Here is a 25853-nt window from a genome sequence, read left to right as displayed (position 1 = left end):
CCGCATGAGCGATCACCGCCTTCGCAAGCAACGCCGCCTCGAACGCCTGCAGCGCTTCCTCGACTGGGCCGGCCGCACCCATCCCGACTTCGTAGCCAAGCAGCAGCACCAGGAAATCTGGTTCAAACCCTATTCGGGCTATCCCCTGCCGCACCTGGGGCGGATCGCCAAGGCCTTCTGGCTGGGGCTGGACGAAGGCGCTGCGGTCGCCGTCGGCAGCGCGCCCGATCCCGACAGCCTGCTGGGCCAGGCGCTGCTCAATGCCGGCAAGACCTTCGGCTATCCGGTGGACGTCTTCGGCAGCGAAAAGCTCTTTACCGGCGGCGCGGCGAGCGAATTGCTCGAACCCCACTGGGCGCTGAATCTGGCCGACAGCGCTTCGGCCGAGGCCTTTGCCGCCGCGGTCAGCGAGCGTCTGGGCAATGCCGTGCGCGAGCGGCTCGGCCTCCTGGCGGCGCCCTTCGCCGAAATGGCGGACGAGGATCGCCAGCGGGTGCTGGAGCGGGTGCCCCAGGCGTTGATCCGCCTGGACGACTTTTTGCCGCGGGCGGTGGAGGTGCTCAACGAAACGCGCCACGAATTGAGATTCAACGTGGTGCTGACCCACGAGGACATTCGCCTGGAGATCCCCCGGCGGCTGGCGGCCAACCAGGGCCGACTGCTGAGTGACGCCGATGTCGCCGCGCTCAGGGCCGAAGCCGAGGCGGACCTGCGCGAGCGTTTCGCCGTGCTGGTGGGCGAAGCCGATGCCCTGGACTTCGATCTGCACCAGCTGGGCACGCCGCGCCTGCAGGAGCTGATGCGCCTGGAAGCCGACAAGCTGCGCCGCGCGCTGCGCCACGCCGTGACCCAGCAGCGCGAGAAGATGGCCTTCGCGGTGCTGCTGGAAAACAATCCGCGCTTCGGCCAGTACCACCAGAATTATCCGGCCCGCCGCCTGACCCGCACCTGGACCGCCCTGCTCGGCCCCACCAACAGCGGCAAGACCCACAGGTCCATCGAGGCCATGGCGGCGGTGACCCATGCCATCTACCTCTCGCCGCTGCGGTTGATGGCCCTGGAAAACCAGGAGCGCTTGGAGTCCCTCGGCGTGCCCTGCTCGCTGGTCACCGGCGAGGAAGAGATCATCCGCCCGGGTGCCACGCATTTCTGCTGCACCGTGGAGGAATTCGCCCGCTTCCGCCGCCAGCAGTGGGAGGTGGTGGTGGTCGACGAGGTGCAGATGCTGGCCGATCCGCAGCGCGGCTGGGCCTGGGTCGATGCCCTGGTCAGCGCCCACACCAAACGCCTGCTGATGACCGGCCCGGCGCTGATCGAACCCTCGCTGCGCACCCTCTGCGAGCTGTGCGAGGACCGCCTGGAGATCAAGCCCACCAAACGCCTGTCGCCGGTCACGGTGGCGCGCCACGCCACCACCCTGGAGCGCCTGGAACCGGGTTCGCTGCTGGTGGCCTTCAGCCGCCGGGTGGTGCTGGAACTCAAGGGCCTGCTGGAGATGGCCGGCCGCCGGGTGTCGGTGGTCTATGGCGCCCTCTCGCCGGAGGTGCGGCGGGAACAGGCGCGGCGCTTCCGCGAAGGCGAGACCGAGATCATGGTCGCCACCGATGCGGTGGGCATGGGTCTCAACCTGCCGGCCCATACCCTGTGCTTCTACACCGACGAGAAATTCGACGGGGTGGAAAACCGGCCGCTGCGGGTGCAGGAGGTCAAGCAGATCGGTGGGCGTGCCGGACGGTTCGGTCATCATGCCGAAGGGGAAATCACCGCGCTGGAGCCCCATGTGCTGCGCAACATCAAGCGGCTGTTCCACAGCCCGGACGATCCGGTGGATTTGCACCAGTTCCAGGTGCGGCCGAGCCTGGAGCACCTGCGCGCGCTGTCCGAGTTCATGGAGGAACCCAGCCTGCTGCGCACCTGGCTGACCTTCAATCGCAACATCAACTATGGCGACGCCTTCGTCTCGGTACTGCCCGACGAGCTGGCCGAGTGGATCAAGCTGATCGACCTGCCTGGCATCGACTTCCAACTGCGCTGGATCTTCGCCTGCACGCCAATCCGTGGCGGCCTGGAAGGCCCGGCCAGCAGCCAGGCCCAGCGCTGGCTGCGCAGCGTCGCCCGCGGCGAGCCGGTGGATCTGCCGCGCATCCCCATGGGCACCGATCTCGCCGGACTGGAAAGCGCCCTGCACGTGGTGGAGACCTATCTGCACCTGTCGCGCAGCCTGCCCGAGCTGTTTCCGGCCCTGGAACGCGGCCAGGATCATCGCGATTTGCTCAACGACGCCATCACCCGCGAGTTGTCCCGCCGACGCCGGCCGCGTGGCCAGGAAAAGGGCCAGGGCAAGGGCGGCCGCCGCCAGGGTCGCGGCGAGCGGCGTGGTGGGCGCTTCGGGCGTTAGGCGGCGCGGAAAGTTGCCAGCGGTCGCGCTACCGATCGCGGCCATGGGCCGCTCCTACAGGGAAATGATGCTCCTGTAGGAGCGGCCCATGGCCGCGATAGTCCAAGCCAGAACGGCCGCATCGGCGGACCGCCATGGCCGCGATCATGGCCGCGTGGCCAGGAAAAGGGCCAGGGCAAGGGCAAAGGCGAGCGCCGCCAGGGACGGGGCGAACGCCGAGGTGGACGGTTCGGGCGCTAGGCGGCGCGGAAAGTCGCCAGCGGTTACGCTACCGATCGCGGCCATGGGCCGCTCCTACAGGCAAATGATGCTCCTGTAGGAGCGGCCCATGGCCGCGATAGTCCAAGCCAGAACGGCCGCATCGGCGGACCGCCATGGCTGCGATAAAGACAGTCGCTCCTACCGGGACGTCCCCAGCGGCGCCCGCGCCTTGAAGCTCCAGGTAAAGAAGAATTCCGCCACCTGCTCACCGCTTTCGTCGGTGCCGATGCTGCGCAGCTCGACCTGCTGCGGCTCGCCGGTCTCCCGGGCGCGCACCAGCGCCGCGGCGATGGCCGCGCCCTGGTCGCAACGAAAGACGATGGTGCCCACGGCCTTCTTGCTGAAGGTCGCCCTCATGGCCACCACCAGCATGGCGTAGCGGCTGCCGGAACGGCGGATGTGCCGGTCGGCGAGGATGCCGGTGGAAAATTCCGCCGCCATGCCCTCCACCGCCCAGAACATGCTCTTGAAGGGATTCTGGTTCAGCCAGCCATGGGTGACCTGCATCTGGCAGCCGGCATCGTCCAGGTGGCGCAGGCGCAGGCCGGCGATCTTGGCGATGGGCACCTTGGTCCAGACGAAGAGATTGAACAGCAGTCGATTCATGGCGAGCGCATCCGGCAGCCTGGCCGGAGCGCCAGGTGCCCGCAGCTTAGCGCTTCGCCCCGGGCAGCTCCACGGCGCGCGCGCGCGGCCCGGTAGACAGTTCGCGACCCCCGGGTCGCGCGGCCGGGCGCCTCGCCGAAGAGGCGCCCGCGGGCCTTACAGCGGATTGGCGTTGAGTTGCTCGGCGTAGCGCCGGGTCATGAACACCGCGAACAGCAGGCCGGCCACCGCCAGGCTGCCGCCCACCAGGCCAACGTAGGGCATGCCGACATGGGTCCCCACCACGCTGCCGAGCAGGGCGCCGCCGCCGATGCCGACGTTGTAGATGCCGGAGAACAGCGCCATGGCGACGTCGGTGGCGTCCTTGGCCAGGGCCAGCACCTTGGATTGCAGCGCCAGGCCGAAACTCATGATGGCGATGCCCCAGATGACGCTCAGGCCCTCCAGCATGAAGCTCTTCCAGGCGAAGGGCAGCAGCAACAGCAGCGACAGGGCGATGCCAGCGATTGCCGCGATCAGGAAGCCATTGGGGAATCTCAGGCTGTAGCGGCTGAACAGCAGCGAGCCGATGACGCCGGAGCCGCCGAACAGCAGCAGCAAGGCGGTGATCTGCATGCCACCCATGCCCGCCACCTCCACGGCAAAGGGCTCGATGTAGCTGTAGCCGGTGAAGTGGGCGGTCACCACCAGGGTGGTGAGCAGGTAGATGCACAGCAGCGCCGGGCGCTTGAACAGCACCGGCAGGCTGGCCAGGGAACCGGAGTTCTCGCTGGGCAGCAGCGGCAGGTTGCGCGCCAGCCAGAGCACCGTGCCCACCGCCAGCGCCGCGATGGCGACGAAGGTGTAGCGCCAGCCCAGCAATTCACCCAGCACCCGGCCCAGCGGGATGCCCAGCACCATGGCCAGGCAGGTGCCGGTGGCCAGCAGGCCGAGCGCCTGGGTCTGCTTGCCGGCCGGGGCGATGCGCACCGCCAGCGAGGCGGTGATCGACCAGAACACCGCATGGGCGAAGGCGATGCCAATGCGGCTGGCCACCAGCACCTCGAAGCTCCAGGCCACCCCGGAGAGGCCGTGGCAGGCGATGAACACGATGAAGACGAACACCAGCAGCCGGCGCCGCTCGATGGAGCGGGTGGCGAGCATCATCGGCAGCGACATCAGGGCCACCACCCAGGCATAGATGGTCAGCATCAAGCCGACCTGCGAGGGGCGCATGTCGAAGCTGCGCCCGATGTCGCTGAGCAGCGCCACTGGAACGAATTCCGTGGTGTTGAAGATGAAGGCGGCCAGGGCCAGGGCGATGACACCGGACCAGCTGGGCTTCCGGGCTTCGGCGGTAGCATCCATGGGGGGTCTTCTACTCCAGAGCGAAAGGGTGGATGGCGACTCTCGGTCAGAAAGCCGACGACAAAAACCCACGAGCAAAGGCCTGGCCCGCCTGCGACGCCGGGTCGCGAGCGAGAAGTCTGCCGTAGGTAGGGATTGGAATTGAATGTAGTAAAAATTCTACGCTGTCGATTCGGACCATCACAACCTCCCGCAGTTGCGCCTGACAGCGGCAATCGCCTGGCCGAAGCGGCCAACCGCCTGATCGGTCGCGCTTTTTTACCCGGGAGCAGCGCGCCCATCGCCTGGCGCTGCGACAAAACATCGCGAAACCTTTTGCCTGGACGAAGCTCCAAGCGAAACGCGCCGGACGATTGACCTTACCCCTGGGGCAAGCTCTAGCCTCGGCGTCACCAGCCCAGTCAGGAGCCTCCCCCATGCGTATCGTCCTCTCCTCCACCCTGCTCGCCCTCAGTCTGCTCGCCGGCGGCGTCGCCCAGGCCGCCGAGACCCAGCACCCGGCCCACCAGGACATGCAGAAGAGCATGGAGACCATGCACCAGGGCATGGAAGAAGGCCTCAAGGCCAAGGACCCGGACCTGGCCTTCGCCAAGGGCATGCTGGCCCATCACGAGGGCGCCGTCGACATGGCCCGCTATCAGCTGCAGCACGGCAAGGACCCGGAGATGCGCAAGCTGGCCGAGGACATCATCCAGGCCCAGCAGAAGGAAATCGACCAGCTCAATCGCTGGATCAAGGCCCACGGCAAGTAATGGCGCACCGCATCCGGGACTGGCACAGTGGGACGCCAGGCCCGAAGCGGAGTCCACCATGCTGATCGACCATCTGGATCATCTGGTCCTGACCACCATCGACCTCGCCGCCTGCGAGGATTTCTACACCCGGGTGCTGGGTATGCGCCTGGAGACGTTTGGCGCGGGGCGCAAGGCGCTGCGCTATGGCAACCAGAAGATCAATCTGCACGAGCGGGGGCACGAATTCGAACCCAAGGCGCACCTGCCGGTGCCGGGCGCCCTCGATCTCTGCTTCATCGCCCGGGAGCCGCTGGACCAGGTGATCGCCCATCTGCAGCGCGAGGGCTGGCCGATCATCGAAGGCCCGGTGGCTCGCACCGGCGCCACCGGACCGATTCGCTCGGTCTATGTCCGCGATCCCGACCTCAACCTGATCGAGATCGCCGAGTACCCGGCCTAGGCTCTGCGCGAAAGGTCGCCGATCGAAGGTCAGGCGAGGCGAAAAGAAGCCTGAGGAAGCGGAGTTTACGAGTGGTAAATGAGCATTCCGAAGGCGTTTTCAACGACGCATCACCGAGTGCAGGCACTTTTCGTACAGAGCCTAGCGCGGCCGACCGAACACCTGGGTCCAGTAGAGGCTGTGGGTGCTCCGCGGATTCAGGGCATAGGCCGCGCCCATTTCGGTGAATTCCGGATTCATCAGATTGGCGCAGTGGCCCGGACTCGCCAGCCAGCCCTGCATGGCCTGGCTGACCGAACCGGCGCCCGCGGCGATGTTTTCACCGATGCGGGTCCAGCCGTAGCCCTGTTTGCCCACCCGCTCGGCCACGGTGCCGCCGCCGGGGGCGGTATGGGAGAAGTAGTCGCGACCGGCCATGTCCTGGCTGTGGGCCAGGGCGGCATTGGCCAGCGCCGGATTCCAGCGCAGCGGGGTGGTCGCGGCAAAACGCCGGGTGCCGCAGGTGCGCGCCTGGGCCCGGGCGCGATTGACCTCGGCGAGGACCGCCTTGCCGGCGCTCTGCCAGTCGCCCAGGCCGGCGCTCACCACCGGACGCGCCAGCACCAGCTGCCAGCGCGGCCCCTGCTGACTCACCCCGATCTGCGCATAGTCGCTGCTGGCCAGCGGCCGGCAATACTGCTGGCGCAGTCCGGCCATGGCCGCCTGGGCGGTGGGGGCGCCCGCCAGCATGATCACCTGCACGGCCGATGCCTGATAACCCGCGGCGCGCAGATCGCCCTGCAGTCGATCGCGACCGGTCAGGCGTACCGCCGCCAGGCGACTGTCGGCGGCGAGCGGTGCGGCGGCGCGGGTGCCCGGGCAACCCTGGGGGGCGGCGCGATAGGCGTTGATCAGGCTGACCAGACGCGCCTCTTCGGGCGTCGCCGCCAGGGCGGCCTGGCTCAGCAAGGTCGTGGTCAGCAGCAGGGACAAGGCGGGGAAACGGGACATGCGTGAGCGGATCCGGAAAAGACGGAAGCGCTATGTACCCGGCCTGAATCCAGGGCGCAAGCCAGACCGGTGGCCAGCCGAGGAACGGATGGCAGTTTGCTTGCAAGGGTGATTGGAGTAGGCTCGCCGGCTCATTCAACAGGAGTCTCTCCCATGGCCAAAGCCTCTGCCCGCCACATCCTGGTTTCCAGCGAAGCCAAGTGCAACGAACTCAAAGCCGCCATCGAAGGGGGCGCCGATTTCGCCCAGGTGGCCAAGGACAACTCCAGCTGCCCCTCCAGCCGCCAGGGCGGTGACCTGGGCACCTTCCGCCCGGGCCAGATGGTCAAGGAGTTCGACACCGTGGTATTCAGCGCGCCGCTGCATCAGGTCCAGGGTCCGGTAAAGACCCAGTTCGGCTATCACCTGGTGGAAGTCACCAGCCGCGAAGATTGATCGCGCCAGTGCTCCCGCTCGCAGCGGGGGCACCTCCCTTCCCTGCGCCCAACCGGCTATCCTGCAGACCTCCTGTCTCACGAGGATAGTGCCATGTCCCTTCCCCTCGAACGTCACGGTCAGTGCCTGTGCGGCGCCGTCCAGCTGGATTGTCGCCTCGACAGCCTTGCCGTCTCGGCCTGTCATTGCCGGACCTGTCGCCGCTGGAGCGGTGGCCCGCTGCTGGCAGTGGACTGTGCTCAACCACCGGTGATCGGTGGTGGCGATGCCCTGGCCGTCCATGCCTCGTCCGACTGGGCCGAGCGCGGCTTCTGTCGCCACTGCGGCACCCACCTGTTCTACCGCCTCAAGGCCGAGCCTTACTACGCCATTCCGGTGGGCCTGCTCGAGGGCAGCGACTGGTTGCTGGACAGCGAGATCTTCATCGAAGAAAAGCCGGCCTGGTATTGCTTCGCCAACCAGACCCGCCAGCTGACCGGCGCCGAGGCCATCGCCGAGCACGGCGAACAGGACTAGTCGCCTTCCGGCGCCAGCCATGACCACCGGTCGCCTCGCTGCGGGCGACCTCGGGGTCCTGCGCACGCTCGTTATCACGCCAAGGCTCATGCCAGAGCCCCGGCCCCTGCCGCACCTCTGATCCGTTGCGCCCGGTCGCCTGCGGCCTGGGCGCACACCCCTATCAAGCCGCTGGCAAACGCGCCGATGCCTGGGTGAGCTCCCTTTCCCAGCCTGCCAGACAAGAGGAACAATCATGGGGTTTCTGCAACGCTTCGGCGCGCGTGCCCGACAGGGCGGTAGCGGCGTGTTCAGCCTGACCTGCTCCGCTCGCGAACTCGGCGACCGCCTCGGCGGCGTCGCCCTCAAGCCCACCTATATCGCCGGCTTCGTTTCGCCACACCTGGACCTGGACGCCATCGCCCGGCAGCTGGCGGGGCGCTTTCCCGGCGCATCCATCAGCCTGTGCACCACCTCCGGCGAACTCTGCGGCAGCGAGCAGCGCCTGTATTGCGCCGCCGATGGCGCCTGGGACCGGCTGGTGCTGCAATTCTTCGACGCCTCGGTCATCGCCTCGGCCGAGGTGGTGCACGTTCCGCTGGACAGCGAGGACATCCGCCGTGGCGGACCGCGGCGCAGCATGAAGGAGCGCCTCGCCCGCCTGACCGAGTCGCTCAAGCGCCTGCAGGTGCGCACGCCCATCGATCACCGCGATACCCTGGCCTTCGTGCTGTTCGACGGCCTGTCCGCCTCGGAATCCTTCTTCATGGAGGCGCTGTACGAGTCCGGCCGCTTTCCCTGCCTGTTCGTCGGCGGCTCCGCCGGCGGCAAGGGCGACTTCCGCCAGACGCTGCTGCACGATGGCCGCAAGGCCTATGAAAACCATGCCCAGCTGGTCTTCCTGAAGATGGCCCGGAACACCCGCTTCGGGGTGTTCAAGAGCCAGAATTTCAGCGCCACGCCGCTCAGCCTCAGTGTCCTCACCGCCTCCCTGGAAGAGCGCTACATCAGCCAGGTGGTCGACAGCCGCGGCCAGATCAAGAGCATGGTGGCGGCCCTCTGCGAGGCCCTGAGCTGCCGCGCCGAGCAGCTGGAGCAGCGCCTGGCGGACTATTCCTTCGCCATCCGCGTGGGCGAGGAGCTGTTCGTCCGCTCCATCGCCCGCATCGACTACGAGCGCGAGCGCATCCACCTGTTCTGCGACGTGGCGCCCGGCGAAGAGCTGGTGATGGTCAAGCGCACCTCCCTGGTGGACGCCACCCGCGAGGATTTCGCCCGCTTCCTGCAGGGCAAGAGCGGCACCCCGCTGGTGGGCGTGCTCAACGACTGCATCCTGCGCCGCGCCAACAACGGCGCCGAGCTGCCGCGCATGGGCGAGGTGTTCGGCCAGACGCCGGTGGTGGGCTTTTCCACCTTTGGCGAGATCCTCGGCCTGAACCTCAACCAGACGCTCACCGCAGTGTTCTTTTTCCGTACCCCGGAGGGTGCGCCCTTCCGCGACGACTACGTCGACAACTTCGCCGCCCACTACGGCGAGTTCAAGGCCTTCTTCCTGCGCCGGCAGATCAAGAAGCTGGCCGGTCTGAGCCAGGTGGTGGTCAACCAGATCAACGAATTCAAGCGGCAGAACTTCACGGGTGTGGTGGATGCCCAGGGCCTCGACGACTCCATCCAGGCGGTGTTCGGCGGCCTCGCCGACCTTGGCCAGGTGCTGCGCCAGGCGCACCAGAGTCGCCAGGAGATCGGCGAGCAGTTGCGGCACTACTCCGGCGAATTGCACAGCAGCATGGACGATCTGGCGGGCAACATCCTGCAGCAGGGCGAGGTCACCCGCCAGGCCGACAGCACCGTGCAGCACCTCACCGAACAGGCCGAGGACGTGGTGCGCAGCGCCAACGAGCTGAGCCAGTCGAGTCTGCGCATCCAGTCCATCGTCCAGGTGATCCAGCAGATCGCCGGCCAGACCAACCTGCTGGCGCTCAACGCGGCCATCGAGGCGGCGCGCGCCGGCGAGAGCGGTCGCGGCTTCGCGGTGGTGGCCGACGAGGTGCGCAACCTGGCGGCCATCACCCACAAGAACGCCGCCGAGATCGGCGCCGACATCGACCAGTTGTCGCGCGCCATCAGCGAGGTCGGTGCCCATATCGCCGGCCAGGCCCAGGACGTGGGTTCGCTGCAGGAGCTGCTCGCCGTCCTGCGCGAGTCCGGTCGCCTCACCGCCCAGACCTCCCACCGCACCAGGGACATCGCCGATACCCTGACCGGTCTCACCGCCGCCACCTCGTCCTAAGGCAGGAGGGGACTTACCGTTCGTCGGCACTGACCGGCAAGTCCCGCCCTCTTCCCGCGCCGCCGCCCCTCACCAGGAGGGGCGACCGGAGGCCGCCGGCTCACCCTTTGAGTGACCGCAGGGTCACGGCCAGCGCCGTGGCTTGCGGCCCTGTTTTGCCCTCATCGGCGACCCATGGGTCAGCAATAGACGCCCCAAACCCGCTCCCAGCCGCGTCTACGACTTTTGTAGTGACTATACGAAAGCACTACAAAACTGAGTTGACGACGCCCTTATCTCCTGCAAATCTCTAGCTGCACCGGACGCGAACCCCCTATCCATGCGGGTCGCGCCTGGGCTCCGGGTGACCCTCGGGCCGTCTTGCGTAGTGATGCTCAAGAGGCACTACAAGAGAAGACGACTGAAATGCCGCGCTGCTCGAGGCAGCGTCGCCAGAGGTGACGTCCGGATCCATGCAGGAACGTACGGCGACATGACTCGACAGCTGGGCTGACCTTTCGCCTTCGCGACCGGCATCCGGGTGGCAACCGCCATCCCGCTGCCGGACGTTGGGAAAAGACTGGTACCCAAGCCAACCTCATCGAGAAGGATCGACTCATGTCCGCTTACGAGAACGACGTTCAGGCCATCGCCGCCCTCAAGAACAGCACCGGCAATCACTGGAGCGCCATCAATCCGGAGTACGCAGCGAGGATGCGCCTGCAGAATCGCTTCAAGACCGGTCTCGACATCGCCCGCCACTGCGCGGCCATCATGCGCCGGGACATGGCCGCCTACGACGCCGACAGCAGTGCCTACACCCAGTCGCTGGGCTGCTGGCACGGCTTCATCGGGCAGCAGAAGCTGATCGCCATCAAGAAGCACCTGGGCAGCACGAAAGGCCGCTACCTCTATCTGTCCGGCTGGATGATCGCCGCGCTGCGCTCGGAATTCGGCCCGCTGCCGGACCAGTCCATGCACGAGAAGACCAGCGTGCCGGCACTGATCGAAGAGCTCTATACCTTTCTGCGCCAGGCCGACGCCCGCGAGCTGGGCATGCTGTTCCGCGAGCTGGACGGCGCCCGCGCCGCCGACGAGAACGCCAAGGCCGCCGCCATCCAGGCCAAGATCGACAACCATGAAACCCATGTGGTGCCGATCATCGCCGATATCGACGCCGGCTTCGGCAACGCCGAGGCCACCTACCTCCTGGCCAAGAAGATGATCGAGGCCGGCGCCTGCTGCATCCAGCTGGAAAACCAGGTCTCCGACGAGAAGCAGTGCGGCCACCAGGACGGCAAGGTCACGGTGCCCCACGAGGACTTCCTGGCCAAGATCAACGCCGTGCGCTACGCCTTCCTCGAACTGGGCGTGGACGAGGGCGTCATCGTCGCCCGCACCGACTCCCTGGGCGCCGGCCTGACCAAGCAGATCGCCGTGAGCAAGCAGCCGGGCGACCTGGGTGACCAGTACAACGGCTTCCTCGACTGCGATGAGGTGGACGCCAGCCAGCTGGGCAACGGCGATGTGCTGATCAGCCGTGGCGGCAAGCTGCTCCGGCCCAAGCGCCTGGCCAGCGGCCTGTTCCAGTTCCGTGCCGGCAGCGGTGTGGATCGCGTGGTGCTGGACTGCATCACCTCGCTGCAGAACGGCGCCGACCTGCTGTGGATCGAGACCGAGAAGCCCCACGTCGGCCAGATCAAGGCCATGGTCGACCGCATCCGCGAGGTCGTGCCCAACGCCAAGCTGGTCTACAACAACAGCCCTTCCTTCAACTGGACCCTTAGCTTCCGCCAGCAGGTGTTCGACGCCCTGCAGGCCGAGGGCAAGGACGTCTCCGCCTACGACCGCGCCAAGCTCATGAGCGTGGACTACGACGACACCGAACTGGGGCGCCTGGCCGATGCGCGGATCCAGAGCTTCCAGCGCGATGCGGCGCGAGAGGCGGGCATCTTCCACCACCTGATCACCCTGCCCACCTACCACACCGCGGCCCTGTCCACCGACAACCTGGCCAAGGGCTACTTCGCCGAGGAAGGCATGCTGGCCTACGTCAAGGGCGTGCAGCGCCAGGAGATCCGCCAGGGCATCGCCTGCGTCAAGCACCAGAACATGGCCGGCTCCGACATGGGCGACGACCACAAGGAATACTTTGCCGGGGAGGCCGCGCTCAAGGCGGCGGGCAAGGACAACACCATGAACCAGTTCCATTGATCACGGCCACTGCGGAGGACACGCTCATGAACCTGAACGACAACCCCAGCCTGGACGATCTCAAGCAACTCTTCGGCCGGCTCAAGGACAAGAACCACAACCACATCCTCTGGGTCTGCGAGAGCGGCGCGGTGCACGTCGACCGCCTGCCCGGCGGCGAGACGCCCGAGCAGTTCGAGGAGCGCCATCCCAGCCTGCGCATCCGCTTCAAGACCTACAACAAGGGCGGCGGCTACGTCGGCAAGTCGGCAGCGGCGGACGACAACTTCATCCGAAGCGTCCACACCGCCCTGCAGGAGCACTGGCGCCTGGCCGGTCGGCAGCAGCAGCCGGCCTACGTGGATCGCTACTGCTAGCCATGAAAAAGGGCGCGACGGGTAGCTGACCACCCGCCGCGCCCTGCCCCACCTTCGAGGCGACTCGCCTGATCCTGGATGGCCCTCCCGGATCGAGCGAGTCGCCTCTTCCATTTACAGCACGAACAGGTCCACGAAGCGATGCACCGGGGTGGCTTCCAGGCCTGCCTGATCCTTGCACAGCGCGAAGATCTGGGCGCAGCGACCGGCCGGGAAGCGCGTGGCCAGGTTGCTCTGGAATTTGCGCTCCAGCAGCGGAATGCCCTCTTCGCGGCGCCGGCGATGGCCGATGGGATATTCCACGGCGATCTTCTCGGTGCTGCTGCCATCGGTGAAGAACACCTGCAGGGCATTGGCGATGGATCTCTTGTCGGCTTCCAGGTATTCGCGGCTGTAGCGCTCGTCCTCGACGATCTCCATCTTCTCGCGCAGCTGGTCGATGCGCGGATGCGCCTGGTGGAAGGCGTCCTCGTAGTGCTCGGCGACCAGGTCGCCGAACAGCAGCGGCACGGCGATCATGTACTGCAGGCAGTGGTCGCGGTCGGCGGCGTTGGCCATGGGGCCCTGCTTGGAGATGATGCGGATGGCCGATTCGTGGGTGGTCACCACGATCTTCTCGATCTGGTCGACGCGGTCGCGCACCTGGGGGTGCAGGATCACCGCGGCTTCGGCGGCGGTCTGGGCATGGAATTCCGCCGGGAAGCTGATCTTGAACAGCACGTTTTCCATCACGTAGCTGCCGAAGCCCTGGGGAAAGCTGAACTGACGCTGGTCCGCCGGCTTGGTGGCCAGATCCTTGTTGGTGTGGCTGAACAGCACGTCGTAGAAGCCCCACTGGGGCGCGCTGAGCACGCCCGGGATGCCCATCTCCCCACGCAGGGCGATGTCGGCCAGGCGCACCCCGCGGCTCGAGGCATCACCGGCGGCCCAGGACTTGCGGCTGCCGGCATTGGGTGCATGGCGATAGGTGCGCAGCGCCTGGCCATCGACGAAGGCGTGGGACAGCGCCGCCAGCAGTTGCTCGCGGTTGGCGCCCATCAGCTTGGCGCTGACCGCGGTGGAGGCCAGCTTGACCAGGAAGACGTGGTCCAGACCGACGCGGTTGAAGGAGTTCTCCAGGGCGAAGACGCCCTGGATCTCGTGGGCCATGACCATAGCCTCCAGCACCTCGCGCATCGTCAGGGGCGCTTCGCCCTGGGCCACGCGGCGCTGGGAGAGGTGGTCGGCCACCGCCAGGATGGCACCCAGGTTGTCGGAGGGATGGCCCCACTCGGCGGCCAGCCAGGTGTCGTTGTAGTCCAGCCAGCGAATGATGCAGCCGATGTCCCAGGCGGCCTTGACCGGGTCCAGGCGATAGCTGGTGCCCGGCACCCGCGCGCCCTGGGGCACCACGGTGCCCTCCACCTGGGGGCCGAGCAGCTTGGTGCACTCGGGGAAACGCAGGGACAGCAGGCCGCAGCCGAGGGTGTCCATCAGGCAGTTGCGGGCGGTGTCCAGGGCCTCGCGGGAGGTGACCTGGTAGGTCAGCACGTAATCGGCCAGGTCCTGGATGACCTGGTCGTAATCGGGTCGGTTGTTGAGATCGACGTTGGCGCTCATGGAGGTTCCTTTATATAGCGTCTTATCGCGGTCATGGCGGTCTGCCGATGCGGCCGCTGTACGGGGTTAGGTTCATCGCGGCCATGGGCCGCTCCTACAGGACGCTCCCGCCCTTGTAGGAGCGACCCATGGCCGCGATCAAACAATCAACGATTGGCGATGGGGGTGAACGGCCGCTGCTCGACACCGATGTAATCCGCGCTGGGGCGGATGATGCGGTTATCGGCGCGCTGCTCGAAGACGTGGGCGCACCAGCCGGCCGTCCGCGAGCAGACGAAGATCGGGGTGAACAGCGGCGTCGGAATGCCGAGGAAGTGGTAGGCCGAGGCGTGGTAGAAGTCGGCGTTGGGGAACAACCCCTTCTCTTCCTTCATGGTGCGATCGATGGCTTCCGAGACCGGGAACAGCACGCTGTCGCCCACCTCCGCCGCCAGTTGCCGGGCATAGTCCTTGATCACCTCGTTGCGCGGATCGCTGTCGCGGTAGATGGCGTGGCCGAAGCCCATCACCTTTTCCTTGCGTTCGAGCATCTGCTTGAGGCCGGTGACCGCCTCCTCGGGCGAGGCGAAGCGCTCGATCAACGCCATCGCCGCCTCGTTGGCGCCGCCATGCAGCGGGCCGCGCAGGGAGCCGATGGCGCCGGTGACGCAGGAATAGAGATCCGACAGCGTCGAGGCGCAGACCCGGGCGGTAAAGGTGGAGGCGTTGAATTCGTGCTCGGCATAGAGGATCAGCGAGACGTTCATCACCCGGGCATGCAACTCGCTGGGCGCCTTGCCGTGCAACAGGGTGAGGAAGTGGCTGGCGATGTCTGGGGCGTCGCTCGTGCAGTCGATGCGGGTGCCGCTCTGGCTGAAGTGGTGCCAGTAGAGCAGGATCGCCGGAAAGGCGCCGAGCAGGCGATCGGCCACCTGCTGCTGGTCGGCGAAGCTGTGCTCCGGCTCCAGGGTGCCCAGCAGGGAGGCGCCGGTACGCATCACGTCCATGGGGTGGGCGCTGGCGGGGATGCGCTCCAGGCCTTCCTTGAGCGGCTGCGGCAGGTCGCGCAGGGCCGCCAGGCGCTGGCGATAGGCGTCCAGTTGCGCTTGCGTCGGCAGCTCGCCATAGAGCAACAGGTGGGCGACTTCCTCGAAGTCGGCCCCGGCGGCCAACTCACGGATGTCGTAGCCCCGGTAGGTGAGGCCGGCGCCGGTCTTGCCGACGGTGCAAAGCGCGGTCCGGCCGGCGACCTGGCCACGCAGGCCGGCGCCGCCGAGGGTTTTACTGTCTGCCATCGTCTCGCTCCTCTTGGAGTTGTTGTGCGAAAAAGCGGGCGTTCAGGGTGGAGCGTCAGTGTTTCTGTTGTTGGAACAGGCGATCCAGCTGGTCCTCGTAGCGGTGATAGTCGATGCGGTCATAGAGTTCGGCGCGGGTCTGCATGGTGTCGACCACCGCCTGCTGGCTGCCGTCGCGGCGGATCGCCGTATAGACGTTTTCGGCGGCGCGATTGGCCGCGCGGAAGGCCGACAATGGATAGAGCACCAGGCCGACATCGGCCCCGGCCAGTTCTTCGGTGGTGAACAGCGGCGTGGCGCCGAATTCGGTGATGTTGGCCAGGATCGGAACCCCCACCGCCTGGGCGAACTGGCGGTACATGGGCAGCTCGGTAATGGCCTCGGGAAAGATCATGTCGGCGCCGGCCTCGACGCAGGCGCAGGCGCGGTCGATGGCGGCCTGCAGGCCTTCCACCGCCAGGGCGTCGGTGCGCGCCATGATGACGAAGTCCGCATCGGTGCGGGCATCCACCGCGGCCTTGATGCGGTCGACCATCTCCTGCTGGCTGACGATCTCCTTGCCCGGCCGATGACCGCAGCGCTTGGCGCCGACCTGATCCTCGATGTGCATGGCCGCCGCGCCGGCCTTGATCAGGGCACGGGTGGTGCGGGCCACGTTGAAGGCCGAGGCGCCGAAGCCGGTGTCGACGTCCACCAGCAGCGGTAGGTCGCAGACATCGGTGATGCGGCGGACGTCGATCAGCACGTCTTCCAGGCCGCTGATGCCCAGGTCCGGCAGCCCCAGGGAGCCGGCCGCGACCCCGCCGCCGGACAGGTAGATGGCCTGGAAGCCGGCGCGCTTGGCCAGCAGCGCATGATTGGCGTTGAGGGTGCCGACCACCTGCAGCGGGCGTTCGGCGGCGACGGCGGCGCGGAATTTCTGGCCGGGACTGACGGCAGGCATGGCGTTACCTCGACTGAGCTTGGACTAGGGGATGGTGCTGCAGATTGCGTTTGGAAGCGGCGATGTGGCGGCGCATCAGCAGCTCGGCCAGTTCGCCGTCGCCCTCGGCCAGGGCATCGAGGATGCGGTGGTGCTCGGCGAAGGCCTGGCGCGGACGATTGGGGATGGCCGAGACCTTGAGTCGGTACATGCGCACCAGGTGATAGAGCTCGCCGCAGAGCAGCCGCACCAGCATGCCGTTGCCGCTGGCCTGGATGATGCGGTAGTGGAAGTCGTGGTCGCCTTCCTGCAGGTAGTAGCCGGTGCCGGCCTGGAACGCCGGATCGCGTTCGTGGGTATCCAGCAGCTGGCGCAATTCGTCGATGCCCTGGGGCGTGAGCCGCTCGGCCGCCAGGCGGCAGGCCATGCCTTCGAGGGATTCGCGGATTTCGTAGAGTTCGACCAGTTCGGCCAGGCTCAGGGCGGCGACCCGGGCGCCGGCATGGGGCACCCGCACCACCAGGCGCTGGCCTTCCAGACGATGGATGGCTTCGCGCAGCGGCCCACGGCTGATGCCATAGGTGCGCGCCAGCTCGGGCTCGGAAATCTTGCTGCCCGGCGCCACGTCACCGCGGACGATGGCCTCGCGGATCCGGCGGAACACCTGCTCGGAGAGGGTCCCACTGTCGGTCTCGGGCGCTTCGGCCTGGAGGGGGCTATCGATCATTGTCGACACCTTTTGTGTTTATGGGCTGAATAACTACGCCTGAACGCCTTTCCAGTCAATCTTTGTCGACAATCCAGCTGTGACAGCCTGTATCTCGCTCCACCAGAGGCGGTTCGCTACACTAGCGCGCCGTCCTTCCCAGCCGACCTCGCCATGCCCCTCTGCCACCTGCATCCCCTGCCCTACCACGCCGATCCCACGGCGCGTTTCGCCCTGCTGCACGGCGAGCCCGGCGCGGTGCTGCTGGATTCGGGGCGGCCAGTGGCCGAGCGGGGTCGCTACGACCTCATGGCGGCCTGGCCACTGCAGGTGCTGCAACCCGCTTCCGGCGAGACGGGTCGCGCCTTTTTCGCGCGGACGCGCGCCGCCCTGGCCAGCCTGGGTCGCGCCGACCTGCCTGAAGGCGCAGACCTGCCCTTCGCCGGTGGCCTGCTGGGCTATCTCGGCTATGACTTCGGCCGGCGCTTGGAACGGCTGCCAGACGGCGCCCACGCCGATCTGCAACTGCCCGATAGCCGCCTGGGCCTCTATGCCTGGGCGCTGATCAGCGATCACCAGGCGCGGACCAGCCAGCTGGTCTGCCATCCGGCGCTGGACGCAGGGGAACGCCAGCGACTGATCGCCCTGTTCGACGCCGGGGCGGCGCCCGAGGCCGAAGGCTTCCGGCTGACCGCCCCCTTCGTCGCCGATATCGACGAGTCCACCTATCGCCAGCGCATCGAGGCCATCCAGGCCTATATCGCCGCCGGCGACTGCTATCAGGTCAACTTCGCCCAGCGCTTTCGCGCGCCCTTCCAGGGATCGGCCTGGACCGCCTACCAGGCGCTGCGCGCGGCCTGCCCGACGCCCTTCTCCGGCTATCTGGCGCTGGAGCGCGGCGCCCTGCTCAGCCATTCACCGGAGCGCTTTCTGCGGGTCAGCCGCGGTCAGGTGGAAACGCGACCGATCAAGGGCACTCGGCCAAGGCGCGCCGAGGCCGGTGCCGATGCCGCCGAAGCCCGTGCCCTGCTGGCCAGCCCCAAGGATCGCGCCGAGAATCTGATGATCGTCGACCTGCTACGCAACGACCTGGGGCGCAGCTGCCGGATCGGCTCGGTACGGGTGCCCGAGTTGTTCGCCCTGGAGAGCTATCCCAACGTCCATCACCTGGTCAGCGCCGTCACCGGCGAACTGGCCGCAGGGCTGGACGCCCTGGATCTCCTGGCCGGCAGCTTTCCCGGTGGCTCCATCACCGGGGCGCCGAAGATCCGCGCCATGCAGATCATCGACGAGCTGGAAGAGACCCGCCGCGGCCCCTACTGCGGCTCGCTGCTCTATCTGGACGTGCGCGGCGAGAGCGACAGCTCCATCCTGATCCGCAGCCTGCTCGCCGAAGACGGCGTGCTCAGTTGCTGGGGCGGCGGCGGCATCGTCATGGACTCGCACTGGGCCGACGAATACGCCGAATCCCTGGCCAAGGTGCGAGTGCTGCTGGAGACGCTGGCAGCCCACAGCTGATCCGGCTTTGCTACCATGGCCCCATCCCTTACCCGGCTGGAGTCCGCCATGTCTCTCGATCTCGCCCGCATCAACGCCGACCTCGGCCGCGACCCCGAAAAGCTCGTCGCCTGGGCCCTGGGTCTGGGTAAAAGCGCCATCGTCACCACCAACTTCCGCCCCTTCGAGGCGGTGATCCTGCACCTGGTCAGCCAGGTCAAGCCGGACATCCCGGTGGTCTGGATGGACAGTGGCTACAACACCCCCGCCACCTACCGCTGCGCCGACGAGATCGTGCGCAAGCTGAATCTCAACCTGGTGACGTACCTGCCCAAGCGCTCGCGCGCCCACCGCGAGGCCATCGACGGCCCGGTACCCGGGCTGGACGATCCGCGCCACGCCGCCTTCACCGAAGAGGTCAAGCTGGAACCCTTCGCCCGCGCCCTGCGCGAGACGGCGCCCGAGGTCTGGTTCACCGCCCTGCGTGCCACCGATACCGCGGTGCGCGCCCAGATGGACCCGGTCAGCGTCAACCCGGACGGCCTGATCAAGGTTGCGCCGCTGCTGCACTGGACCTCCAAGGATCTCTACCAGTACCTCACTGCCCACGACCTGCCCAACGAGTTCGACTACTTCGATCCCACCAAGGGTGACGAGAACCGCGAATGCGGCCTGCACCTCGCCCACTGAGTCCGTGCCTTTCGCGCGTCCGCTCCCGGGCGCGCGCCCTGCTCCTGCTGATAGCTCACCCATGACCGCTTCCCGCCCTATCCACTCCCGCAAGGGCGTCTTTGCCGTGGTGCTCGGCAACGCCGTGGAGTTCTTCGACTTCGGCGTCTACGCCACCTTCGCCGTGCTCATCGGCCAGGTGTTCTTTCCCTCGCAGAACGCCTTCGCCAGCCTCATGGCCAGCGTCATCACCTTTGGCGTCGGCTTCGTCGTCCGCCCGCTGGGCGCCATCCTCATCGGCGCCTGGGCCGACCGGGTCGGGCGCAAGCCGGCGATGCTGCTGACCATGGTGCTGATGGCCCTGGGCACCGGCGGCATCGCCGTGCTGCCGGGCTACGAGCAGATCGGCATCGCCGCCCCCATCCTGTTGGTGCTGACCCGGCTGCTGCAGGGCCTGGCCTGGGGTGGCGAAGCCGGCCCGGCCACCACCTACATCCTGGAGGCGGCGCCGCTGCACAAGAGGGGCACCTACGCCTGCTGGCAGGTGGTGGCCCAGGGCCTGGCCGCGGTGGCGGCCGGCCTGATCGGCTATGGCCTGACGCTCTGGCTGACACCGGAGCAACTGCTGGCCTGGGGCTGGCGTCTGCCCTTCCTGCTGGGCCTGGCGATCCTGCCCATCGGTCTCTATATCCGTCGCGGCCTGGTGGATACCCACGTCGGTGAAACCCGGGGCACCGGCGCGGTACTGGGCGAGGTGCTGGCCACCCAGCGGCGGCCACTGCTGCTGGGGCTGCTGATCCTCTCCGGCAGCACCATCACCCAGTATTTCCTCAATTACATGACCACCTTCGCCCTGGTGGAGCTCAAGCTGCCGGCCGGGATCGCCATGCTCGCCACCCTGGTGATGGGCGCGGCCATGGCGGTCTGCTCGATCCTGGGCGGGGTGCTCAGCGATCGCTATGGCCGACGCATCGTGCTGATCCTGCCGCGGCTGCTGTTGCTGGTGTTGCTCTATCCGGCGCTGGAACTCATCACCCAGGCACCCGGCCCGGGCACCTTCCTGCTGACCCTGGCCGTGCTCTCCGGCTTGCACGGCATGAGCGGCGCGGCCCTGATCGTGCTCCTGGTGGAAAGCTTTCCGCAGCGGGTACGGGCCACCGGCTTCTCGCTGGTCTATGCGCTGGGGGTGGCGGCCTTCGGCGGCACCGCCCAGATCGTGGTGACCTGGCTGATAGGCGCCACCGGGGATCGCATGGCGCCGGCCGGCTATCTGCTGGTGGCCAATCTGGTCTGCCTCGGCGCCGCCTGGTTCGCCGCCGAGACCTGCCCGGGGCGTCAGCCGGCGGAACGCTCCGCGGCGTAACCCTCTTCCCGACGGTTCTTGCGCTCCAGGCGGGTGTAGACGATGCCGGTCAGCAGGAGGCCAAACACCAGCACCGCGGCCAGCAGATAGAGACCCGAGGCCAGGGTCCCGGTCGCCGCCTTGAGCGCGCCGATGCCATAGGGGCCGAGATAGCCGCCGAGGTTGCCCACCGAATTGATCAGGGCGATGCCGGCGGCGGCACTGGCCCCGGCGAAGAAGCGTCCGGGCAGGGTCCAGAACAGCGCGGTAAGGGAAAACAGGCAGAAGGCCACGACCGACAGCGCCGCCAGTTGCAGCACGGCGGTGCCGAACCAGGCGCTGCCGGCCATGGCCAGGGCGCCCACGGCATAGAGCACCGCCAGGTGACCGTAGCGATCGCCCAGGCGATCCGAACTGCGCGGCACGATGAGCAGGCCGAGAATGCCGAAGGCATAGGGGATCGCCGAGATGAAGCCGGTGGTGAGATCGCTGCCGCCGAACTGGTGGATCAGCGTCGGCAGCCACAGCCCCAGGCCATAGATGCTCAGGGTCACCGGCAGATAGTAGAGCGCCAGCAGCAGCACCCGGCGGTCCTTGAGCGCATGCAGGGGGTTGCCATGGCGGGTCTGGTCGAAGAGGTGCAGGTCCTTTTCCAGCTCCGTGGCCAGCCAGCGCTTTTCCTCGGCATTCAGCCAGGCGACCTGTTGCGGACCATCCGGCAGCCGGGTCAGGGTCGGCCAGGCCAGCAGCACCGCCGGCGCGCCGATGCAAAGGAACAGCCACTGCCAGCCGTGCAGGCCGAGCGCGCCATCCAGTTGCAGCAGCATGCCCGACAGCGGCCCCGTCACCAGCATGGCGATGGGTTGGGAGAGGATGAACAGCCCCATGATCTTGCCGCGGTGACGCACCGGGAACCACTGGGTGAGGTAGTAGAGCACCCCGGGAAAGAAGCCGGCCTCGGCCACCCCCAGCAGGAAGCGCATGACATAGAAACTGGTGGGACCCTGGACGAAGGCCATGCCCATGGTGATGGCGCCCCAGGTGATCAGGATGCGGGCGAACCAGCGCCGGGCACCGAAGCGCTCCAGCAGCAGGTTGCTGGGTACCTCGAAGAGGAAGTAACCGATAAAGAACAGGCCGGCACCGAGGCCGTAGGCAGCGTCGCCGATGCCGACGTCGGCGCCCATGTGCAGCTTGGCGAAGCCCACGGCAGAGCGGTCGATGTAGGCGACCAGATAGAGCAGGACGAGAAAGGGAATCAGCTTGTGCGTGATCCGGCGAATGAGGACGGATTCGGGGTGCATGGCGTTCTCCGACTTGTTGTTTTTGTGCGGTTGAAGCGCAGATCGTCCTAAAGTCTAACGTAATATCATTGAGACGTTAAATAGCCATAAGCCGCCATTAATCGGCACTTAAGGTAAATTTGGTACTATTAAAACAATGTTACGAAGTAGGAAATCTTACCTCTTGCTTTCCGCTGATCCCCATTACAGAGCCGCCTAGCCCACGATAAGATCGGTTATCGCGCTGATGGTGTTATAGTGATGGCACGACGACTTCGGATGCCTTTCGATGAATTACAAGACACCGCTGCCGCGCAAAAGCAGACACGCTCGCATCGTTCATGAGCTCGGTACCCAGATCGTGTCTGGACACTTTCTGCCAGACCAGCGCCTGCCCCCCGAGGCGCAGCTGTGCGAAGAGTACCAAGTGAGCCGCCCTGTCCTGCGTGAGGCTACCCGGGTGCTCGTGGCCAAGGGCCTGGTCAGGTCCAAGCCCAAGGTCGGAACCGTGGTCAAACCACGCAACGAGTGGCATCTGCTCGATCCCGACGTCCTGCATTGGCTGCTGGAGAGCGATTCGCGGCACAGCTTCTACGAGACCCTGGTCAAGGTGCGCAACATCATCGAGCCGGAGGTCGCCGCCATGGCGGCTGCCAATGCCCAGCCCGAAGACGTGAAGGCCATCGAAGACGCCTACGAGCGGATGGAGCAGGCCGTGGACATCGCCAACATGGCCGAACCGGACATGGCCTTTCACCTGTCCATCGCCACGGCCACACACAACGAATTGCTGACTCACCTCTACAGCATCATGTTGCTGCCGGTGCGGGACTACCTGGAACGCTCCTCGGCGCTGTTCGCCGCCGGCGACAGCCTCAACCTGCTGGTCTCCCGGCACAAGGCGATCCTCACCGCCATCCAGCACCGCGACCCGCTGACCGCTCGCCACGCCGCCATCGCCCAGCTGGCCGGTGTCAATGACATGGTCGCCGAGGCCTTCCGGCCGCAGCCCTTGTCTGAAGGTGAAATTTCGTATGATCATTGAGGGCAAGAACCCACTCGCGGTATGCCCTCATGTCCAGCAGCTACCATGCCTCTACCGTAGAACAACTCGGCCAGCGCCTCGCGGCCGGGCAATTTCCACCCGGTAGCGCCCTCAAGGTAGAGGCGGATCTCTGCCAGGAGCTGGGCGTCAGCCGCACCATCCTGCGCGAAGCGATCAAGACCCTGGCGGCCAAGGGCATGCTGGAAGTCGGCCCCAAGGTCGGTACCCGGGTCCTGCCGCTGAGTCGCTGGAATCTGTTCGATACCCAGGTGGTGGGCTGGCTGGCCACGGGCGGTCTGCCTGCCCATTTCGTCAAGGACTTGCTGGATCTGCGCCACGCCATCGAGCCCGCGGCGGTCCGCTGGGCCTGCGAAAGAGCCACCCCTGAGCAGGTGCAGGCGATCCAGGTCGCCTACCAGCATCTGGAAGCCTCCCTCGAGGGCGGCGACTACAACACCGCCGACCAGCGTTTCCACGAGTGCGTCCTGGCGGCCAGCCACAATCAGTTCATCGAGCAGATGGTGCCCGCCCTGGGCGCCCTGCTGGCGGCCTCCTTTACCCTGTCGTCGGCCGATCCCGCCGAATTGCGACGTACCCTCCCCCTGCACAAGACCCTCGCCGACGGCATCGCCTCGCGCGATGCGGCGCGCGCCGTCTGGGCCTGCATGATGCTGATCGACAGCGCGGCGGTGACCCTGGCGCGCTATACGGACTGACGTTTCGGTCGGCAACCTTGGCGTCGCCGCAGGTTCCCATGCCTGGACTTCCCGTACTGCCACAACAAGAGAGGTGAACGATGGATTGGCAGCCGCTGCTTCCCCAGCGCTTCAAACTGGCCGAGGGCCCCTTTTGGGACCAGGAGACCCAGGCGCTCTACTGGGTTGACATCGCCGGCTTCAAGGCCTGCCGCCTGAGCGGCGAGCACTATCAGGAATGGCAACTGGATCGGCCCTGTTCCGCCTTCGTGCCCACGGTGCGCGGCGAAGCCCTGGTGACCCTGCCAGACGGCGTCTTCCGTCTTGACCTGGATTCGCCACCGGACCGTCCCGCCCTGGAACTCTTCTGCGTCGCCGATCCCGATCCGGGCAATCGCGGCAACGAAGCCCGCTGCGATGCCCAGGGGCGTCTGTGGCTGGGCACCATGCAGAACAATCTCGATGCCCAGGGTGGCGACGTGGCCATCGACCGCCACTCGGGCGGGCTGTTCCGCATCGATCCGGACGGCAGCGTCAGTCGTCACGCCAGCGATCTCGGCATCGCCAATACCCTGGTCTGGAGCGCGGCGGACAACCACGTCATCAGCGCCGATACCCTCAAGGATACCCTCTATCGCTACCCGCTGGATGCCAATGGCAACCTGGGGGCCCCCACCGTCTGGGCCGGCCCCCACGAGCGCGGCTCGCCGGACGGCTCGGCCATCGACAGCGAAGGCTGCGTATGGAATGCGCGCTGGGATGGCAACTGCCTGCTGCGCTTCTCGCCGGAGGGCGAGCTGCTGGAGATCGTCGAACTGCCCGTCCAGCGCCCCACCAGCTGCGTCTTCGGCGGACCGGATCTGCGCACCCTGTACGTCACCAGCGCCGCCGCCGATGGCGCCCTCGACGGCGCCCTGCTCAAGGCCACCGCACCGGTAGCCGGCATGCCCTGCCACAGGTTCGCTGGCTGATTCATCCTACCGACCCAGGCGCCCCTCTGCGGCGCCTTTCCGTTCCAGCCCCTATGTAACAGCTTGGTGACACAGGTGACGAAAAATCTCGTCACCTTTTCCTTGCACCCGCACCCATCCAATCATAATATCAATGAAGAGCGGTGTCGTCTGACCTCCACGACGGCAGCCCGCCGCCTCGCATTGCCTGGCCACACCAATAAAAACAAGGAGTTCCAGCTATGTTCCGTGTTCCGGGAGTTCGTTCTCTGCTGCGTGCCGCCCTCGCCGCCGGTGCCGTCAGCCTGTCTCTCTCCGCTTTCGCTGCCGATCCGGTCAAGATCGGTTTCCTGGTCAAGCAACCCGAGGAACCCTGGTTCCAGACCGAATGGGCCTTCGCCGAGAAAGCCGCCAAGGACAAGGGCTTCACCCTGCTCAAGATTGCCGTGCCGGATGGCGAGAAGACCCTCGCCGCCATCGACAGCCTGGCCGCCAACGGCGCCAAGGGCTTCGTGATCTGCCCGCCCGACGTCTCCCTCGGCCCGGCCATCGTGGCCAAGGCCAAGCTCAACGACCTCAAGGTCATGGCCGTGGACGACCGCTTCGTCGACGCCAAGGGCAAGTTCATGGAAGACGTGCCCTACCTGGGCATGGCCGCCTTCGAGGTCGGCCAGCAGCAGGGCGCCGCCATGGCCGCCGAAGCCGAGAAGCGTGGCTGGAAGTGGGATGACACCTATGCGGTGATCAACACCTACAACGAGCTGGACACCGGCAAGAAGCGCACCGACGGTTCGGTGGAAGCCCTGAAGAAGGCCGGTCTGCCCGCCGATCACATCATCTTCGCGCCGCAGAAGACCCTGGACGTGCCTGGCAGCATGGACTCCACCACCTCCGCGCTGGTCAAGCTGCCCTCGGGCGCCAAGCATCTGATCATCGGCGGCATGAACGACAACACCGTGCTGGGCGGCGTCCGCGCCACCGAAAGCGCCGGCTTCAAGGCCGAGCAGGTGATCGGCATCGGCATCAACGGCACCGACGCCATCGGCGAACTGAAGAAACCCAACAGCGGCTTCTTCGGCTCCATGCTGCCCAGCCCCCACGAAGAGGGCTACCAGACCGCCAGCATGATGTACGAATGGGTGACCACCGGTAAGGAACCGCCCAAGTACACCGCGATGGACAAGGTCACCCTCATCACTCGCGCCAATTTCCAGCAGGAGCTGGAAAAGATCGGCCTCTGGAAGTGATGACCCCGGCGGCGCCTCTGCTGGCGCCGCCCTCCTCTTTCGTCTGACAGGAGTGCCCC

General features: G+C 66.7%; 23 protein-coding genes and 1 pseudogene. 16 read left to right on the top strand and 8 right to left on the bottom strand.

Annotated features, from left to right (window positions below; all coding sequences use genetic code 11):
• The first annotated feature begins 4 nt into the window (after positions 1-4).
• Positions 5-2398: a DEAD/DEAH box helicase gene (locus POR01S_RS20465; RefSeq protein ID WP_042138033.1), complete on the top strand. Its 2394-nt coding sequence runs from the start codon at positions 5-7 to the stop codon at positions 2396-2398.
• Positions 2399-2797: 399 nt separating this feature from the next.
• On the opposite strand, the gene POR01S_RS20455 is transcribed toward POR01S_RS20465, so the two are convergent.
• Positions 2798-3265 (bottom strand): DUF4442 domain-containing protein, encoded by a 468-nt coding sequence (locus POR01S_RS20455; protein ID WP_042138028.1) that lies wholly within the window; start codon positions 3263-3265, stop codon positions 2798-2800.
• Between the two features lie 156 nt (positions 3266-3421).
• Positions 3422-4612, bottom strand: a complete 1191-nt coding sequence (locus POR01S_RS20450) for a sugar transporter (RefSeq protein ID WP_007160527.1) — start codon at positions 4610-4612, stop codon at positions 3422-3424.
• 416 nt (positions 4613-5028) lie between these two features.
• Here POR01S_RS20450 and copM point away from each other — a divergent pair, with 416 nt between their 5' ends.
• Complete coding sequence (copM, locus tag POR01S_RS20445) at positions 5029-5364, top strand: CopM family metallochaperone (protein ID WP_027598986.1); 336 nt, start codon at positions 5029-5031, stop codon at positions 5362-5364.
• A 61-nt stretch (positions 5365-5425) separates the two neighbouring features.
• Positions 5426-5806 carry a VOC family protein gene (locus POR01S_RS20440; protein ID WP_169853391.1) on the top strand — a complete coding sequence of 127 codons (381 nt, stop codon included), beginning with the start codon at positions 5426-5428 and terminating at the stop codon, positions 5804-5806.
• 141 nt (positions 5807-5947) lie between these two features.
• Here POR01S_RS20440 and POR01S_RS20435 read toward each other — a convergent pair whose 3' ends face one another.
• On the bottom strand, positions 5948-6796 hold the full coding sequence (locus POR01S_RS20435) for a CAP domain-containing protein (protein WP_042138024.1): 849 nt from the start codon (positions 6794-6796) through the stop codon (positions 5948-5950).
• A gap of 153 nt (positions 6797-6949) precedes the next feature.
• Here POR01S_RS20435 and POR01S_RS20430 point away from each other — a divergent pair, with 153 nt between their 5' ends.
• The 6 genes and pseudogenes from POR01S_RS20430 (at position 6950) to POR01S_RS20410 (ending at position 12565) form a co-directional block, all read left to right on the top strand.
• The gene (locus tag POR01S_RS20430) at positions 6950-7231 is read left to right on the top strand and encodes a peptidylprolyl isomerase (protein WP_007160531.1); all 282 of its coding nucleotides are present in this window, start codon (positions 6950-6952) and stop codon (positions 7229-7231) included.
• Positions 7232-7324: 93 nt separating this feature from the next.
• Positions 7325-7747, top strand: a complete 423-nt coding sequence (locus POR01S_RS20425; protein WP_027598988.1) for a GFA family protein — start codon at positions 7325-7327, stop codon at positions 7745-7747.
• A gap of 235 nt (positions 7748-7982) precedes the next feature.
• A pseudogene (locus POR01S_RS24445) lies at positions 7983-9092 on the top strand (FIST signal transduction protein); the annotation flags it as partial.
• A 3-nt stretch (positions 9093-9095) separates the two neighbouring features.
• Positions 9096-10016 (top strand): methyl-accepting chemotaxis protein, encoded by a 921-nt coding sequence (locus POR01S_RS24440; RefSeq protein WP_420893628.1) that lies wholly within the window; start codon positions 9096-9098, stop codon positions 10014-10016.
• 597 nt (positions 10017-10613) lie between these two features.
• Positions 10614-12209: an isocitrate lyase gene (locus POR01S_RS20415; protein WP_042138020.1), complete on the top strand. Its 1596-nt coding sequence runs from the start codon at positions 10614-10616 to the stop codon at positions 12207-12209.
• Between the two features lie 26 nt (positions 12210-12235).
• Positions 12236-12565, top strand: coding sequence for a hypothetical protein (locus POR01S_RS20410; RefSeq protein ID WP_007160535.1), 330 nt, complete (start codon positions 12236-12238; stop codon positions 12563-12565).
• Positions 12566-12679: 114 nt separating this feature from the next.
• On the opposite strand, the gene prpD is transcribed toward POR01S_RS20410, so the two are convergent.
• The 4 genes from prpD to POR01S_RS20390 form a co-directional block, all read right to left on the bottom strand.
• A complete protein-coding gene (gene prpD / locus POR01S_RS20405) occupies positions 12680-14164 on the bottom strand; it encodes a 2-methylcitrate dehydratase (protein ID WP_042138018.1) in 1485 nt (494 codons plus the stop codon).
• A gap of 146 nt (positions 14165-14310) precedes the next feature.
• On the bottom strand, positions 14311-15438 hold the full coding sequence (gene prpC, locus POR01S_RS20400) for a bifunctional 2-methylcitrate synthase/citrate synthase (protein WP_042138016.1): 1128 nt from the start codon (positions 15436-15438) through the stop codon (positions 14311-14313).
• Positions 15439-15493: 55 nt separating this feature from the next.
• Positions 15494-16381, bottom strand: coding sequence for a methylisocitrate lyase (gene prpB / locus POR01S_RS20395; protein ID WP_042138014.1), 888 nt, complete (start codon positions 16379-16381; stop codon positions 15494-15496).
• A gap of 4 nt (positions 16382-16385) precedes the next feature.
• Complete coding sequence (locus POR01S_RS20390) at positions 16386-17087, bottom strand: GntR family transcriptional regulator (protein WP_042138012.1); 702 nt, start codon at positions 17085-17087, stop codon at positions 16386-16388.
• Positions 17088-17240: 153 nt separating this feature from the next.
• On the opposite strand from POR01S_RS20390, the gene pabB reads away from it, so the two are divergent.
• From pabB to POR01S_RS20375, 3 genes are all read left to right on the top strand, one after another.
• Positions 17241-18584 (top strand): aminodeoxychorismate synthase component I, encoded by a 1344-nt coding sequence (gene pabB, locus POR01S_RS20385; RefSeq protein WP_042138010.1) that lies wholly within the window; start codon positions 17241-17243, stop codon positions 18582-18584.
• Between the two features lie 48 nt (positions 18585-18632).
• Entirely contained in the window at positions 18633-19253 is a 621-nt protein-coding gene (locus POR01S_RS20380; protein ID WP_017641933.1) for a phosphoadenosine phosphosulfate reductase domain-containing protein, read from the top strand.
• A 61-nt stretch (positions 19254-19314) separates the two neighbouring features.
• Complete coding sequence (locus POR01S_RS20375) at positions 19315-20595, top strand: MFS transporter (RefSeq protein WP_042138008.1); 1281 nt, start codon at positions 19315-19317, stop codon at positions 20593-20595.
• On the opposite strand, the gene POR01S_RS20370 is transcribed toward POR01S_RS20375, so the two are convergent.
• Positions 20568-21878 (bottom strand): MFS transporter, encoded by a 1311-nt coding sequence (locus POR01S_RS20370; RefSeq protein ID WP_042138006.1) that lies wholly within the window; start codon positions 21876-21878, stop codon positions 20568-20570. The genes POR01S_RS20375 and POR01S_RS20370 overlap by 28 nt on opposite strands.
• Before the next feature lie 268 nt (positions 21879-22146).
• Here POR01S_RS20370 and POR01S_RS20365 point away from each other — a divergent pair, with 268 nt between their 5' ends.
• The 4 genes from POR01S_RS20365 (at position 22147) to POR01S_RS20350 (ending at position 25794) form a co-directional block, all read left to right on the top strand.
• Complete coding sequence (locus tag POR01S_RS20365; RefSeq protein ID WP_007160544.1) at positions 22147-22902, top strand: FadR/GntR family transcriptional regulator; 756 nt, start codon at positions 22147-22149, stop codon at positions 22900-22902.
• 29 nt (positions 22903-22931) lie between these two features.
• A complete protein-coding gene (locus POR01S_RS20360; protein ID WP_007160545.1) occupies positions 22932-23618 on the top strand; it encodes a FadR/GntR family transcriptional regulator in 687 nt (228 codons plus the stop codon).
• 80 nt (positions 23619-23698) lie between these two features.
• A complete protein-coding gene (locus tag POR01S_RS20355; protein ID WP_042138004.1) occupies positions 23699-24568 on the top strand; it encodes an SMP-30/gluconolactonase/LRE family protein in 870 nt (289 codons plus the stop codon).
• Positions 24569-24789: 221 nt separating this feature from the next.
• On the top strand, positions 24790-25794 hold the full coding sequence (locus POR01S_RS20350) for a substrate-binding domain-containing protein (protein ID WP_007160547.1): 1005 nt from the start codon (positions 24790-24792) through the stop codon (positions 25792-25794).
• The last annotated feature ends 59 nt before the right edge of the window (positions 25795-25853 follow it).

The sequence above is a fragment of the Pseudomonas oryzihabitans NBRC 102199 genome, from assembly GCF_000730625.1.
GTDB lineage: Bacteria > Pseudomonadota > Gammaproteobacteria > Pseudomonadales > Pseudomonadaceae > Chryseomonas > Chryseomonas oryzihabitans.
The sequence above is the reverse complement of the archived record's forward strand: the minus strand, read 5'-3'. Positions and strand labels throughout refer to the sequence as shown.